This window comes from Pseudomonas salicis, from assembly GCF_057128705.1.
The window spans coordinates 465,111-481,903 of the sequence record NZ_JBSKHU010000005.1 but is presented as its reverse complement, the minus strand read 5'-3'; the positions used below and the strand labels follow the sequence as shown (position 1 = coordinate 481,903).

The window sequence follows — 16,793 nt, the reverse complement described above, 5'->3', positions numbered from 1 at the left end:
CGTTTGACGGGGCCACCCCCGGATTCAAAACCCCATGCTGAAGCTGATGGTCATGGCGTGGTCTTTGTTTTCTTTCGAAAGCTGCCCTGAATAGCCAATCCCCAATTTGCTGTCTTCGCCTACCTGGAAGTCCAGCCCGGCTTCGACCACCGCTGCATCCCGCGCAATCGGCACGCCTTGGGTGCTGAAGGAGGCGCCGCCGTTGATAAAAGTCAGGTCGGCGTCGGGTTTGGTATCGCCGTACGCATGTCGCCAGCCGATGCTGCCACGAGGGGTGATTTCCGAATCCTTGCCCAACTGAATGCGTTTGCCCGCACGCACGCCGACGGTGGAGAAGGTCATGTTCTGATCGGAGTCAGCGCTCAGCCGCGCCATGCCGCCCTTCTCTTTCGCCCTGTCGCTGTCGTAATCGACATGGGCCAGGCCCGCGAACGGCTCGAACGAGACACCGCCCGCTTGAATCGTATAGCCGACCTCACCAAACACCTGAGCCGTACGCGCATCGTATTTCGCTTTCAGGCGATCGCTGTAATTGCCCACGCTGACGTCGCGTTTGCTCTCGATGTCATGCCAGCTGTAAACCGCGCCGAAGCGCGCAGCCAGTGCGTCGAGCTGGTAGTTCATGTAGGCGGCGAGGTGGTAGCTGTCGACGCTCGCGGTGGAGTGGCGATCATGGGCATTCAGGTCGCTGCGGGTGTAACCGGCGGCCGCCCCGACGCGCCATTGATCATCGATCTGTTTGTCGGTGCCGAGCATGAAGCCTGACACGTTGTGATCGAGTTTGGCCGTGTTGCTGTCACCCTTCGCCTCGCCCCACGATCCCAACACGCGCATCCAGCCGACCATTTCGTTTTGACACCCCGCGCTGCTCAGGCGATTTTCGCTGGTCACCAGCGCGTTACGCGGATCGTCCTCGCGATAGCAGCCGGGTTGGCGCATACGCTCCGTGAGGGCGTCGCGAACGTAGTGTGAGTCCTCGATCATCGCGCTGGTGGTGCTGGCAAAAATCTCGCCGGACAAATTGTCGAAGGCCGCCCGGGCACCGCTGCTGCTCATGTTGAGGATTTCGTTCTGCAAGCTGTTACCCCGAGGGCCGCCCACCGCACCAGCGACACCTTGTTGGTTAGGGGTATCGGCCACGTCTGTGAAAGGGGTCTGATTGCGGGTGACGTCCAGATTCACGGCGTTTGGCGCGTAGCTGACGGAGGTGTCGAGGAACGCGTAATTCGGCAGGTCCAGTGTGTTGAAGGTGCCGTTGATACCACCTGCGGAGGTCAGCAGCGTGTAGCGGGTGTTGCCGGTGAACGGTGCCAGCGGCACAACCTGCAACGTACCGCCCAACGTTGTAACGCCGCCGACCGCCAACGGACTGAACGACGCAGCGTTGACCAACAGACGCAGGCGGCCGGTCGGACCATTGGTGAAGTTGCCGGTCACACCGAGATTGCCGGTCTCGCCACCCGATTGCACGAGACCGTTGTTGCTCAGGCCCGCGACGCTGCCATTGCCCACTAACGCCGCGCCATCGGCAACGGCCACCTGCCCGCCGAGTGTCGCAGGGCTGTCAGAGGCGCCCACTTGCAACGTGCCTTCGTTCACGGCAACCGAGCCGCTGAATGGCTGCGCGCCGGTCAGCAATAAGGTGCCCGCGCCCTGCTTGATCAACTCGCCGGTGCCGCTGAGGGTGCCATTGAATCGGCCATTCGCCACCTGAGCGAACAGCAGCCGCGCGTTGTTGCGGATGGTGCCCTGCAAGCTGCTGGTGTTACCCGCCAGCATCCCGCCGCTGACCGTGGTCCCGCCGCTATACGTGTTGGGCCCCGTCAGCCACAACGTACCGGCGTCGAGTTTTTCGATACCGGCAGCGCCCACCAGCGACGCGGCAATCTGCGTGGTTACGCCCGAATCCACGCGCACCGGTGCCGGGCTGCCATCGGTCCCATTGGTCGGTGTAAGCGTGCCGCCGCTTCCTGAGGTGAGGGTGTAGCCATCCTCCAGAAACTGCAGGCCGGTGAAGTTCTGATTGCCCTCGACGGTCACCACGCCGCCCCAACCGCCAAACACGGCGAAGCGCGCATTGGTGGGCAGACTCAGCGTACCCGTGGCATCGGTCCAGTTGGTGTCGGCACCCCACACGCCGTCGCCGCCGCCAATGGCACCGTCCGCGCTGGTTTTGGTGCCGTTCCAGAACTGAAGCTCACTGGCGTCGCTGGCCACCAGCAGGTTCACCTGGTTGGCCATTGACGTTTGCAGGCTAAGGTCCCCGGCAGCCGTGCCCATTGGCAACGTGCCGTAATTCAGGCCGTTGTTGGTCAGGTTGCCGCCGTAGCGAAACAGCCGATAGACCCCGGTGCCGAATCCGCCCGCGTTGCTGATGTTCAGGGTGCCGCCGAGGGTCAGATCACCGCCCACATTGACAGCAGTGGTCGAGCTGCCGGGCAGACCCAAGGCAAAGTCCAGCGTGCTGCCGGACGCCAATGCGAGGGAGCCGAGGTACAACGGCGTCGCGCTGCTGCCTGCCGTCAGTGTCGCGCCCGAATTGACCTGAACGGCGCCGTTGATTTGCCCGCCGCCGCCCAGGGTCGCGCCGCTGGCGACGTTGACACTGGCGCTGTTCAGGCTGCCGTCGACCCGCAGCGCACCGGCTTGCACGTCGGTGGTGCCGGTGAAGCCGCTGTTGCCGGTCAGCAGGAGTTCGCCGGTGCCGCTTTTGATCAGCGAGCCGTTGCCGGACAGGCTGCCCGCGTAGGTGCCATTGGCGTTTTGAGCGAAGGTCAGCGCGGCGTTATTGAGGATCGAACCCTGCAGGCTGGTGGTGTCGCCGGTGGTGCTGCCGCCGTTGAGCGTTGTACCGCCGCTGTAAGTGTTGGCGCCGCTCAGCAGCAACGCACCCGTGCCATTTTTGATGAGGCTGCCGGTGCCGCTGATCACCCCGTTCAGTGTGGTCGCCTGGTTGCCTGCAAGTGTCAGCGATTCGCCCAATTGAATCCCGTTGGCCAGATTCAATGCCCCGCTGCTGTCCAGTGTCCCGGCACCGGCGACATTCAGAGCGCCCGAACCCAAAGCGCCGTCGTTGCCCAATAGCAGCGCCCCGGCGTTCAGTTGCGTGCCGCCTTGCCAGCTGTTGGTGCCCGTCAGCGTCAGGGTATTTGCATCATTTTTGATGAGGCTACCCGCGCCACTGATGTTGCCCGCGAGGGTGAACGGGCTGAGCCCTCCCACCGCCAGCGCACCCTTGAGCACGATGCCGTTGCCCAGCGTGACTGCAGCGTTGTTGCCCAACGCAGTGCCGTCCGCCGCCGTCAGTACGCCGGAACCCAACGCAGTGTCATTGCCTACAACCAACGCGCCACCGTCGAGAGAAGTGCCACCGGTGTAGCCATTGGCGCCGTTCAACACCAACGTGCCGCTGTCGAGCTTGTTCAGCGTGCCGTTGCCATTGATCACGGTGTTGAGGGTCGCCGTGACGTTCGGATCGACACGCACCGCTGTCGTGCCAGTGCTGCCATTCACGGCGTTCAACTCGCCTCCCGCCCCTTGATCGAGGACGTAGCCGTCGGTCACGAACTGCAAACCGGTGATGGATTGGCTGCCTTCGACGGTCACGGTGCCGGGTGCGCCCATGAACACCGCAAAGCTGTTTTTCCAGGTGTTGTTATCCAGACCGTCCACGGACGTCCAGTTGCTCGACCCGGCATTCCAAACGCCGCTGCCACCATCCACCGTGCCATTGGGCGTGGTCTGGCCGCCATCCCAGAATTGCACCGTGGTGCCGGACGTCGCTACCAGCAGATTGACTTGATTGGCCACGGCCGTTTGCACTTGCAGGTCGTTCTGGCTCACACCGCTGGGCAGCGTACCGATCGCCAGACCGTAGTTGGTCAGCGCGCCGTTGTAGCGCATCAGACGGTAGACACCGCTGCCAAACCCGCCGATGTCCGTCACGTTCAGGGTGCCGTCCAGCGTCAGGTTGCCATTGATGTTGACCAGTGCATTGCCGCCACCGGCGACCGGTGCGCCGAGGCTCACATCGAAAAGCGCGTTCGGCGCCAAGGCCAGCGAACCCAGCGTGAGCGTATCGGGGGTACTCGCCGCCAAGTGCCCGCCGTCTTCGACGGTGACGTCGCCGAGGACGGACCCGGTACCGCTCAGCGTGCCGCCGTTCTTCACCGCGACGGTGCGGCTGGCCAGCAGATTACGAATGTTGAGGGTGCCACCTTTGATCACGGCATCGCCGCTGTGGGTGTTGGCGCCGGTCAGGCTGAGGGTGCCAGCGCCGTCCTTGACGAAGGTGCCCGGGCCACTCAGCACGCCGTCGAACACACTGCTGGCGTTGCCACCGCCGACGGTCAGCGTGTTGCCGCTGGCCACATCGACGCTGCCATCGCCGCTCAGCCCGCCGAGGTTGGCGGAGCCACTCAGGTTCAGCGCCGCGCCGCTCGCCAGATTGATTCCCGCGTTATTGCCGAGCGCGCCAGCACCCACGGTGGTCAGGCTGCCCGACAGGATATTGATGAGGCCGGTGAAGGTGTTGTTGCCGCTGAGGGTCAGGTCGGCGAGACCGGTCTTGATCAACGAACCGGCGCCGCTGATCACACCGGCGAGGGTCAGGTTCTGGCTCCCGCCGACGGTCAGGTTGTCGGCCAGGGCGACGTCATTGGCGAGGCTCAGCGGTGTCGTGTTGTCCAGCGTGGAGGCCGCGCCCACGGTGAGCGCCCCGCTTCCCAATGCGCCTGCGTTGCCCAATACGAGCGTGCCACCGTTCAGCCGGGTGCCACCGGTGTACGTGTTGAGACGATTGAGGACGAGTCGGGAAACGCCGTTCTTGATCAGCCGGCCGTTGCCGCCCACGACACCTGACAGCGTCAGGTCAGAGGTGCCCGCGACGGTCAACCCGCCGCCCAGGTTCACGTCGTTGGCCAGAATGACTGCCGTCGAGCTGTCCAGCGTCGTGCCGTCAGCGGTATTCAATGGGCCGCTGCCCAATGCGGAGTCGCTGCCGACGATCAACGAACCTGCTTTTAGCGTGGTTGCGCCCTGGTACAGATTGTCGCCGTTAAGGGTCAACGCGGCAGGGCCGTTTTTGATCAAGCCGCCCGTGCCGGAAATTGCGCCATTGAGGGTCAGGTCGTCGCTGCCGCCGAGGTTCAGGCCGCCGTTGAGCGTGATCCCGTTGCCGAGCGCCGCAGCGGTGTTGTTGTCCAGCGTGGTGCCGTTGGCGGCAATCAACACGCCACTGCCCAGTGCGCTGTCGTTGCCCACGACCAACGTGCCGCCCTGCAGCGAGGTGCCACCGCTGTAGGTGTTGGCGCCGTTGAGAACGAGGGTGCCGGTGTCGAGTTTGGCGATGGGACTGGTGCCGTCGATCAGGGTGTCGATGATCGCGGTCACGCCCGGATCGACGCGAATGGACGTGTTGCCATTCAGTGCAGCGACCGCCGTCAAGCTGTTGCCCTGTCCGCCGAGCAGGTGATAACCGTCCGTGGAAAACTGCATGCCGTTGAAGGTCTGATTGCCCTGCACGGTGACATCGCCTGCGGTGCCCTGGAACACGGCGAACTCACCGGCCCACGGGCCATTTTGGCTGCCATCAGCGGTGGTCCAGTTGGTGTTTCCGGCGCCCCAGATGCCCGCCCCGCCATCGACACTGTTGTTGGGAGCGGTCTGCACGCCGTCCCAGAAATTGATGTTGGCGGTGGCGTTGCCGTACACCAGGTTCACCTGATTACCGACCGAGGTTTGCACTTGCAGATCGGCCAGGCTCACGCCCGCGGGAATACGGGCGATGTCCAGACCGAGGTCTGTCAGGCTGCCGGTGTAGTCGATCAAACGGTACACACCCACGCCGAAGCCGCCGACGTCCGTCACGTTGAGGTTGCCGTCCAGCGTAAGGTTGCCGCCGACGCTCACCAACCCGGTGGGGGATGGCGCGCCGAGCCCGACATCAAAATTCGAGTTCGCGGCCATGATCAGCGAACCGACTGACAAGGTGCCGCCCTGCGCTGCTTCGAGATGCCCGCCACTGCCGATGTTGACCGCACCGCCCAACGAGCCAGTGCCCGCCAGCGCCGCGCCGTTGCTGACTTGCACGCTGCCACTGGCCAGCGAACCGCTGACGTTGAGCGTGCCGCCGTTGACGAGGGTGTCGCCGGTCAGGCTGTTGATGCCGGTCAGTGTCAGGGTGTCGAGACCGGATTTGGTGAACTGACCTGCACCGTTCAGGCTACCATCGAACACGCTGGCGAGGTTGTGGTTGCCCACCGTCAACGTCGCGCCGTTGCCAATGGTGACATCGCCCGCACCGGCAAGCCCACCGACGCTGGCATCGCCCCCGAGATTCAGGCCCGCGCCCGCCGCCACATTCACGCCGGACGCGTTGCCGAGTGCGCTGTTGCCCACCGTGAAGACATTGCCCGCGACGACACTCAGCGGACCGGTGAAAGTGTTGGTGCCGCTCAGGGTCAGGTCGTTGAGGCTTTCTTTGATCAACCCGCCCACGCCGGAAATCACCCCGGACAATGCCAGGTCGTTGACCCCGTCCACCGTGAGATTGGCGCCCAGGTTGACGTTATTGGCCAAAGCAGTGGCAGGCGCACTTGCGTTGTTGATGAGGGTCGACACGCCGCCGACAGTGAGCGCGCCAGTGCCCAGGGCCTGAGCGTTGTTCACGATCAAGCGGCCCGCGTTCAGGTCGGTGCCGCCAGTCCAGGTGTTGTTGCCTCCGAGGCTCAGATCAGAAGTGCCGTTCTTGATGAGTGTGCCAGCGCCGTCGACGGTCCCGCTCAAGGTCAGGTTGCCGCTGCCCGCGATCATCAAGTCCGCCAGCAGCGAGACGTCGTTGGCGAGGTTCACACCGCCGATGTTGCTGAGGGTCGAAGCGCCCGCCACCGTCAGCGCGCCGATGCCCAGCGCACTGTCACTACCGGCCACCAAGGTCCCGACGTTGAGGGTGGTGCCGCCCTGATAGGCGTTATTGCCATTGAGCAAGAGCGACCCGGCGCCGTTTTTGATCAGGCTGCCCGTGCCGCTGATATCGCCGTTGAGGACAAAGGTGTTAGTCGCGTCCACGCTCAGCGCGCCGTTCGATTCGACGTCGTTGCCCAGCGTTACGTTGCCGTTATTGCCCAGTGTGGTGCCGTCAGCTGCCGTGAGCGTGCCGGTGCCTAATGCCCCGTTGTTGCCCACCACCAGCGTGCCGCCGTCAAGCGAGGTGCCGCCGCTGTAGGTGTTGGCGCCGTTGAGCACCAGCGTGCCCGCATCCAGTTTGTTCAAGGTCGCTGCGCCGTCGATGCCGAGTCCCAGGGTCGCGGTCACGTTCGGATCGACTCGAACAGCGAATGTGCCGCTGCCCGCATTGAGCTGGCCGTTGGTGCCCGAGACCAGCGCGTAGCCGTTGGTGAGAAATTGCAGCCCGGTCACGTTCTGCGTGCCGTTCACCGTGACGGTGCCTGCGCTGCCCTGGAACACCGCGAAACCGCCGCCCCAGCCGGTGTTCACGTTGCCATTGGCGTTGGTCCAGTTGGTGTTCGTGGCATCCCACGTGCCTGCGCCGCCGTCGACGGCTCCATTGCCGGTCAATTGGCTGCCATCCCAGAACTGCAGGTTGCCGCCAGCGCCGGAGACGACCAGATTGACCTGGCCATTGACGCCGGTCTGCACCAGCAAGTCGGACGCATTGACGTTGCCGGGGATGCTGCCAATGTTCAGGCCCGCGCCGCTGAAGACACCGCTGTAATCGATCAGGCGATAAACACCCAGCCCAAACCCGCCGATGTCGACAACGTTCAGATTGCCGTTCAGGCTCAGGTCGCCGTTGACGTTGATCAGCCGTGTGCCACCCGTGGAAGGCGCGGCCAGGCCGACGTCCAGATTCGACCCCGAGTTAAGGTTCAATGACCCGACATTCAGCGTCTGGTTGCTCTGCGCGTTCAGGTGACCGCCGCTGGCAACGTTCACCCCGCCCAGCAGCGAGCCAGTGCCAGTGAGCGTCGCGCCGCTGCCGACGGCCACGTTGCTGCTGTCCAGCGAGCCGGTGACGTCCAGTGTTCCGCCGGTGACTTGGGTGTTGCCGGTGAAGCCATTAGCCCCCGCCAGAGCCAGTGTGCTGGTGCCGTCTTTGATCAGGTTGCCGATGCTATTGAGGCCGTTGTTGATCGGCCCGGTCAGGGTCAGGTTATGGCTGCCGAGGACCGTCAGATCGGCGCCGAGATTGATCCCGTTGCCGACGCTCATGGCGCTGCTGTTGTCGAGGGTCGAAGCACCCGCGACGTTCAGCGCCCCCGTGCCCAATGCGGCCCCATTGCCCAGGTTCAGCGCTCCGCTGTTGAGAGTGGTGCCACCCGTGTAAGTGTTGACGCCGTTCAGCGTCAGTTGCGCGGCGCCGTTTTTGGTCAGACCGCCCGCGCCACTGACGATGCCGCCGAGCGCCAGATCTGCCGTGCCGCCAATGTTGAGGCTACCGGCCAACGTCACGTCGTTGGCTGCAATGACGTTGGTGCTCGCATCCAGCGTGGTGTTCGCCGCTGCGTTCAATGGTCCGCTGCTCAGGGCCGTGTTGGACGCCAGAATCAGCCCACCGGCATTCAGCGCGGTCGGCCCGAGGTAGCTGTTGTTGCCGCCGAGGGTCAGGTTTGCCAGGCCGTTTTTGATCAGGCCTCCGGCGCCGCTGACGATGCCGTTGAGGGTCAACCCGTTGCTGCCACCAATGGCCAGGTCGCCGTTCAGGTTCACCGCATTGCCGAGCGTGACAGGCGCGTTGCTGTCCAGCGTGGTGCCAGTGACCGCCGTTAGTCCGCCGCTGCCGAGGGCGCTGTCGCTGCCAACGACCAACGTGCCGCCGTTGAGTAATGTGCCACCGCTGTGGCTGTTGTTGCCGCTGAGGACCAGTGTGCCGCTGTCGAGTTTGTTCAGCGCGACGGTGCCTGCGAGGTTCACGCCCAAAGTGGCGGTAACGTTGGGATCGACCCGCACCGCCGCGTAGCCGTTTCCGGTATCGGCGGTGGTCAGTTGCCCGTTCGTGCCGTTAATCAGGCTGTAGTTCGACGAGAACTGCAAACCGCCGAAATTTTGGTTGCCGTCTACCGTGACCGTACCCGCCGCGCCCTGGAACACCGCGAAGTCATTGCCCCACGCCTGATTGACCGTGCCGTTGGCCGAGGTCCAGTTGGTATTCGTCGCGCTCCAGGTGCCATTGCCGCCATCCACGGCGTTGTTGGCAACCGTGTTGCTGCCATCCCAGAACAGCAGGTTGCTGGACTGCGAGGACAGCACGAGGTTGACCTGCCCGTTCACGCCGGTCTGCACCGACAGGTCCGCGAGGTTGACGCCTGCAGGGAGGGTCGCGATGTTCAGCCCCAGATCGCTGAGACTGCCGGTGTAGTCGATCAACCGGTACACGCCGACGCCGAACCCGCCTGCGTCGGTGACGTTGAGGTCGCCGTCCAGCACCAGATTGCCGCCGACGCGGAACAGGCCCGGGCCGCCGGTTGCAGTCGGTGCGCCCAGTGCGACGTCCATTTGCGAACCGCTGGCGAGGGTCAGTGCGCCCATCGACAAGGTGTTGCCCGTCGACCCCGCAAGATGCCCGCCGTTGGCCACCGACACCGCGCCCGCCAGCGAGCCCACGCCGGTGAGTGTCGCGCCGCTGCCGACGGCCACGTTGGCACTGGCCAGCGAGCCTCCCACGTTCAGCGTGCCGCCGTTGACTTGCGCATCGCCGCTGAGGCCGTTCACGCCGGTCAGGTTGAGGCTGCCGCTGCCCGCTTTGATCAGGTTGCCGCCGCCGTTGATCACGCCATCGAACGTCGAGGTAGCGTTGTTCCCGCCGAGGCTCAGGGTGTTGCCGCTGCCCAGCTGCACGCCACCTGCGCCCGACAGGCTGTTGAGGCTGAGGCTGCTGCCGAGGTCCAACAACGCGCCGGACGCGACGTTGGCGCTGGAGGTGTTGCCCAGACTGGCCGCGTTGGTGGTGCTGAGCGTGCCCGAATGAATGTCCAGCGGGCCGCTGAAGGTGTTGGTGCCGCTGAGGGTCAGCGTGTTGTTGCCGGACTTGATCAGCCCGCCCGCGCCACTGACGACACCTGCCAGATTCAGGTCATTGCTGCCGACCAGGCTGAGGTTGCTGTTCAGGTTGATGGCGTTGTTCACCGTCACCGCGGCGAGGGTATCGAGCGTGGATGTCCCGCCGACGGTCAACGCATCGGTGCCTAGGGCGGCCCCATTGCCAAGGAGCAGGCCCCCGGCATTCAGGTTCGTGCCGCCGCTGTACGTGTTGCTACGGTCGAGGATCAACTGCGCCGCGCCATTCTTCGTCAGACTGCCGGAGCCGCTGACCACGCCGTTGAGGGTGAGGTCCGAGGTGCCGCCAATGCCGAGATTGCCTGCCAGCGTGATCGCATTATTCGCGGTGATCGCCGTGGTCGGGTTGGCCGTGTCCAGCGTTGCGTTGCCGGACACGTTCAGGGCACCGCTGCCCAGTGCCGTGTTTGAGGCGAGAATCAGGCCACCGGCATTCAGCGCGATGGGCCCTAGGTAGCTGTTATTGCCGCCCAGGCTCAGGTTGGACAAGCCGTTTTTGATCAGGCCGCCCGCGCCGCTGATGTCGCCGTTCAAGGCCAGCGCCTGGCTGCCGGCGACGGTGAGGTTGCCTGACAGCGTGATCGCGTTGCCCAGCGCCACCGAGGTGTTGCTGTCCAGCGTGGTGCCGTCCGCAGCGGTCAGTCGGCTGACCCCAAGCGCGGTGTTGCTGCCGACGACAAGCGTGCCGCCATTCAGTTGCGTGCCACCGCTGTAGCCGTTGGCGCCGTTGAGGACCAGCGTGCCGCTGTCGAGTTTGTTCAGCGTGCCTGCGCCACCGATACCGACACCGAGGGTCGCCGTGACGTTGGGATCGACCCGGATCGCTGTGTTGCCGTTCGCGCCGTTGAGCGCGGTCAACTGGCCATTGGTGCCAGAAACCAGGTTGTACCCATCGGTGACGAATTGCAGGCCGGTGAAGCTCTGATTGCCCTCAACGGTGACGGTGCCCGCTGTGCCCTGAAATACACCGAAGTCGCTCGACCAGGTTTGATTGAGCAAGCCGTTGGCCGAGGTCCAGTTGGTGCCCGAACCCCAGACGCCGCTACCACCATCCACCGCCGCGTTGGCCACGGTCTGGCTGCCGTCCCAGAAGCGAATGGTGCCGGTGTCACCGTTCACTACCAGATTCACCTGGCCGTTGACACCGGTCTGCACGGCGAGGTCTGCCAGGTTCACGTTCGCCGGGATGCTGCTGATGTCGATCCCCAGGTCGGTGAGGCTGCCGCTGTAGTCGATCAGCCGATAGACGCCGACGCCGAAGCCGCCAACGTCGGTGACGTTGAGCTTGCCGTCGAGGGTCAGGTTGCCGTTGACGTTGATCAGCCGGGTGCCGCCGGTGGAAGGCGCGCCGAGGCCCACATCCAGATTGGAATTGCCGTTCAAGAGCAACGAACCGACCGACAAAGTGTTGCCGCTGCTGGCGCTCAAATGGCCGCCGTCCGCAATGTTCACGGCACCCAGCAACGCGCCATTGCCGGTCAGGGTCGCGCCACTGGCGACACCGACATTGGCGCTGGCCAGCGAGCCGGTCACGTTGAGCGTACCTGCGTTGACTTGCGTGTTGCCGGTCAGGCCATTGGTGCCCGTCAAACGCAACAGGCTGCCGCCGTTTTTGATCAGGCTGCCGGTGCCATTGAGGGCGCCGCCGAGGGTCAGGTCGTTGCTGCCAGCCACGGTCAGGTTGGCGCCGAGGTTCATGGCGTTGCCGAGGGCCAGCGCTGCGCTGTTGTCCAGTGTCGCGTTGCCGACCACCGACAGCGCACCCGTTCCCAGCGCCACGCCGTTGCCCACCACCAGCGTGCCGCTGTTCAGGGTGGTGCCGCCGCTGAAGGTGTTCAGGCCGTTGAGGGTCAGCACGCCGGTGTCATTTTTGGTCAGGCCGCCTGCGCCGCCGATCAGGCCATTGAGCGTCAGGCTGGAGGGCGTGCCGATGCCCAGATTGCCATTCAGGTTGACGACGTTGTTCAGGGTGACGGCGTTGACGCTGTTGAGGTTCGTGCCCGCCTCGGCCGTCAGCGCGCCGACGCCGAGTGCGCCGTCGTTGCCGACCACCAACGTGCCGCCTGTGAGTTGTGTGCCGCCCGCGTAGGTGCTGAGGCCGTTGAGCACCAAGGTGCCGCTGTCGAGTTTATTGAGCGTGGCGGCGCCGGTGATGCCGACATTGAGGGTCGCTGTCACGTTGGGATCGACGCGCACGGCGGTGTAGCCGCTGCTGCCGTTCACCGCCGCCAGTTCGCCGAGGGCGCCAGCGTTCAGGACGTAGCCGTCGGTTAAAAATTGCAGGCCGTTGAAGGTCTGGGGGCCTGCGACCGTGACCGTGCCCGCCGTGCCTTGAAACACCGCGAAGTCGCTGGCCCATAGCTGGTTGAGTGCACCATTGGCGGAGGTCCAGTTATTGCCCGCACTGCTCCACGTGCCGCTGCCGCCGTCCACCGAACCGTTGCCAGTGGTGTTGCTGCCGTCCCAAAACCGGATCGTGCCGGGCGTGGTGCCTGTCGAGACCACCAGATTGATCTGGCCATTGACGCCCGTCTGCACCGCCAGATCGCCCAGATTGACGCCGACCGGCAAGCTGCCGATGTCCAGGCCGAGGCTGGTCAGGCTGCCGTTGTAATCGATCAACCGATACACGCCGACGCCAAAACCGCCGATGTCCGTGACGTTGAGTTTGCCGTCCAGGGTCAGATTGCCGCCGACATTGAACAGCCGGGTGCCGCCGCCGTTGACGGGTGCAGCGAGACCAACGTCGAGGTTGGCGTTGTTGCTCAGCACCAGAGAGCCAAGGGACAACGCGCTGCCGGTCGAGCCTTTCAAATGCCCGCCGTCGGCAACGTTGACCGCCCCTGACAATGAACCCGTGCCACCCAGCGTCGCGCCGTTGGCCACCGCGACGGTGCTGTTCCCCAACGAGCCGTTGACGTTCAAGGTCCCGGCGTTAACCTGCACGGCCCCGCTCATCGTGTTGCTGCCGGAAAGTGCCAGCGTGCCGGTGCCTGCCTTGATCAACGTGCCCGCGCCCGTGAGTACGCCGCTGAAAACGCTGTCCAGATTGGTGGCGCCGATGGTTAACGCGTTGCCCGCGCCCATTTGCACCGAACCCGCGCCGCTGATGCCGTTGAGGCTGGTGCTATTGCCCAGATTCAATTGAGCGCCGGAGGCGACGTTCGCGCCTGACACATTCGCCAGGGCGTTCGCGCTTTGGGTCGTCACGCTCCCGGCCTGCACGTCGAGCAAGCCGCTGAAGGTGTTGTTGCCTGCCAGCGTCAGGTTGGCCAGGCCGTTTTTGATCAGGCCACCGGCGCCGCTGATGACGCCGCTCAAGTTGAGATTGTTGGTGCCGCCGACTGCCAGATTACCGGCCAGATTGATCGCGTTGCCGAGGCTGATCGCGGTGTTGCTGTCCAGCGTCGTTCCCGTGGCGGCTGTCAGTTGTCCTGTACCGAGCGCCGTCGTGTTGCCGACCACCAGTTTGCCGCCGTTGAGCAGCGTGCCACCGGTGTAGGTATTGGCGCCATTGAGCACCAGTGTCCCGGCGTCCTGTTTGTTCAGCGTGCCCGACCCCACGATGCCGACGCCCACTGTGGCCGTGACGTTCGGATCGACCCGAATCGAGGTATTGCCGGTGCTGCCGTTGACCGCCGTGAGCCGCCCACCCGTGCCCGCATTGAGGCTGTAGCCATCGGTGACGAATTGCAGACCGTTGAAGCTCTGATTCCCCACCACCGAGACCGCGCCCGCCGTGCCCTGAAACACACCGAAATCGCTCGCCCACGCCTGGTTCTGAGTACCGTTGACGCTCGTCCAGTTGGTAGTGCCCGCCGCCCATGTTCCGGCGCCGCCATCGACGATGCCGTTGGCGGTGATTTGCGCGCCGTCCCAGAATCGGACGCTACTGTTCGAACCCGCGACGACCAGGTTGACCTGTCCGTTCGCCCCGGTCTGTACCGTCAGGTCTGCCAGATTGACGTTGGCCGGGATGGAATTGATGTTCAGCCCCAGATCGCTCAACGAGCCTGTGTAGTCGATCAGCCGATACACCCCGGTGCCAAACCCGCCGACATCGGTCACGTTGAGGTTGCCGTCGAGGGTCAGGCTGCCGTTGACCTTGATCAGCCCGGTGCTGGAAGGCGCGCCTAATCCGGCATCCAGATTCGCCGAACTGCCCAGCACCAGCGAACCCACGTTCAAGGTGCCGCCCGAGGTCGCGGCGAGGTGCGCACCATTGGCGATGTTCACCGCCCCGGTCAACAAACCTGTACCGGCGAGGGTCGCGCCACTGTTTACGATGACGTTGTCGCTGGCCAGACTGCCGCCCACGTTCAGGGTGCCGCCGCTCACCAGCGTGGTGCCGGTGAGGGTGTTTGCACCGGTCAGGCCCAAAACGCCGGAGCCGGATTTGGTCAGCCCACCCGCGCCGCTGATGACACCGCCGAACGTACTGCTCGCGCTGGTTCCGCCGAGTGTCAACGTATTGCCTGTGCCAATGTTCACGCCACCGGTACCGGTCAGCGAACCGAGGCTGGCGTTGTTGCCGAGGTTGAGCGCCGCGCCCGTCGCGATGTTCGCCCCAGCGCTGTTGCCCAAGGCGCCTGTACTGGCGGTGGTGACGGTCCCGGCGAGAATACTCAGCGGCCCGGTGAAGCCCGCATTGTTGCCACTGAGGGTCAGGTTGGCCGCGCCGTTTTTGATCAGTGCACTGGTGCCGTCGATCACACCGCCCAAGGTCAGCGCTTGAAGGCCCGCGATGCTCAGGTCCGCGCCCAGATGCACGGCGTTGTTCAAGGAGTAGGCAGCCGCGTTATCCAGGGTCGCTGCGCCGCTGACCGTCAATGCGCCCGTTCCCAAGGCCGTGGCGTTGCCGAGCTTCAGGCTTCCGCCGTTGAGCTGCGTGCCGCCCTGCCACGTATTGGCGCCGCTGAGCGTGAGGTTCGCGGCGCCGTTCTTGGTGAGTTGGCCCGTGCCCGAGAGGATGCCGCCCAGCGCCAGCGCATTGGTGCCTGCAACGGACAAGTTGGCCCCAAGACTGATGTTGTTGCCGACGGTCAGTGCCGTGCTGCTGTCGAGGCTGCTGGCGCCCGTTACCGTCAACAGGCCGGTGCCCAACGCGGCGCCATTGCCAAGCGACAATCCACCGCCGCCCAACGACGTCCCGCCGGTGTAAGTGTTGGTGCCGCTCAGGCTCAACGTCCCGGTGCCGGATTTGGTCAAAGGACCGGTCCCGCCAACCACGCCGCCCAGCGTGAGATTGTTGGCACCCTGCACGGTCAGACCGCCCGTTCCGAGGGTGACTTGATTGCCCAGCGTCAAACCGTTGTTTAGCGCCAGTATCGACCCGCCATTGGACGTCAGCAGCCCGCTGCCGAATGCCGCCGCGTTGTCGAACTGAGCGAGGCCGCCGTTGAGAATGGAAGTGTTGCTGACCACCGGCCCTTGCAAGGTCCATGTGCCGCTGTTGAGGGTCAATCTGTTGAAGTTGATGTAATTCGCGCTGCTGATCGTGCCTGTGCCGCTGCTGCCAGTATTCGTCGGGTTATTCAACACCAGCGTGTTGTTGCCCCCGGCGCCGCCGTCGATGATGCCGGTCGCCGCGAACCCCAGGTTCACGCCCACCAGGCCCGCCAGATTCAGCCCGACACCGCCACCTGAGCTGACGCTGGACCCCGTGACGGCCGTGAATAGGTTGGTGCTGTTTTGCCCCATTGATACGCTGCCGACGATTTCGCCCGCGTTGTAGAACGTATTGCCGCCCGTCGTCGGTTTTTCGAAGGCGACTCGGCCGATGATTTTCCCCGTGGCAGCGTTGGTCATACTGATCTGCGCACCACCCCAGGCCGCCACGACCGGCGCGTCACCGCCCAGTAACGTCACGCCCAATAACCCACTTGAGCTGATGGTGCCCGCGTTGTTGATGGTGGTCGTGCCCGCGCCGTTCTGCACGTTCAGCGCCATGCCATCGAGGGAGAGCAAACTGAGGCCCAGCAAACCGGTCGTGCCCCTCAATACCCCGCCGGTGGCGTTGGAGATATTGATGGCGTTGGTGCCCGAGTTGCCGACTTTCACCCCTGAACTCAGCACCGACAGCAGGCCAAGCAATGATGGGTCGACTGTGCCAGCGTTATTGAAGGTGACATTGTTGCCGGAGAGTTGGAGCGCCGTGCCAATGCCCAGCAGCGGACTGTTGACCGAGCCCCCGGCATTGATCACGAAGGTGATGTTGTTCAGAGAGGAGGAGTAGCCACCGTTAGCGCCGGTGCAGGTGATCGTTGCACCTGCTGAAGGAAACACCGGAGTGCATGCCGCCATGACCGGACTTGAAATAAGCCCCAGCGCCAGCCCTGCCGCGCTTAATCCCCCAATAACCCAAAGGCCGGACCGATTCCCTACTGCAGAAACATACCGATTATTCACGTCAACATCCTTTTATATGGGAACTGCCTTTCCCATAACAACAAAAGCGAATCCTCACCGCGTCCGCAGTTAGATTTAGTTGACCAGCAAGTTCATGTCAAAGCGGGACAGTATTTAAATAGCATTAATACTTTCGTGTGCAGTGTTTCACGCGCATTACAAACATGAATAAAAACTATATAAATTCCTCAATAAATCAGATAGATAAGCAGAGACGCATTTTGGCTTAGGTATTTAAAAAACATTAAGCCACCTTGTATGCTACGCCCTCTCATACAGATTCAAGAGCAGCTTATTGCCACTCATCG

1 protein-coding gene is annotated in these 16,793 nt (G+C 63.9%); it reads right to left on the bottom strand.

Features of this window, described 5'->3' with window-relative positions:
- Positions 1-24: 24 nt before the first annotated feature.
- Positions 25-16,380 (bottom strand): autotransporter-associated beta strand repeat-containing protein, encoded by a 16,356-nt coding sequence (locus ACWKWE_RS20575; protein WP_483851531.1) that lies wholly within the window; start codon positions 16,378-16,380, stop codon positions 25-27.
- Positions 16,381-16,793 lie beyond the last annotated feature (413 nt).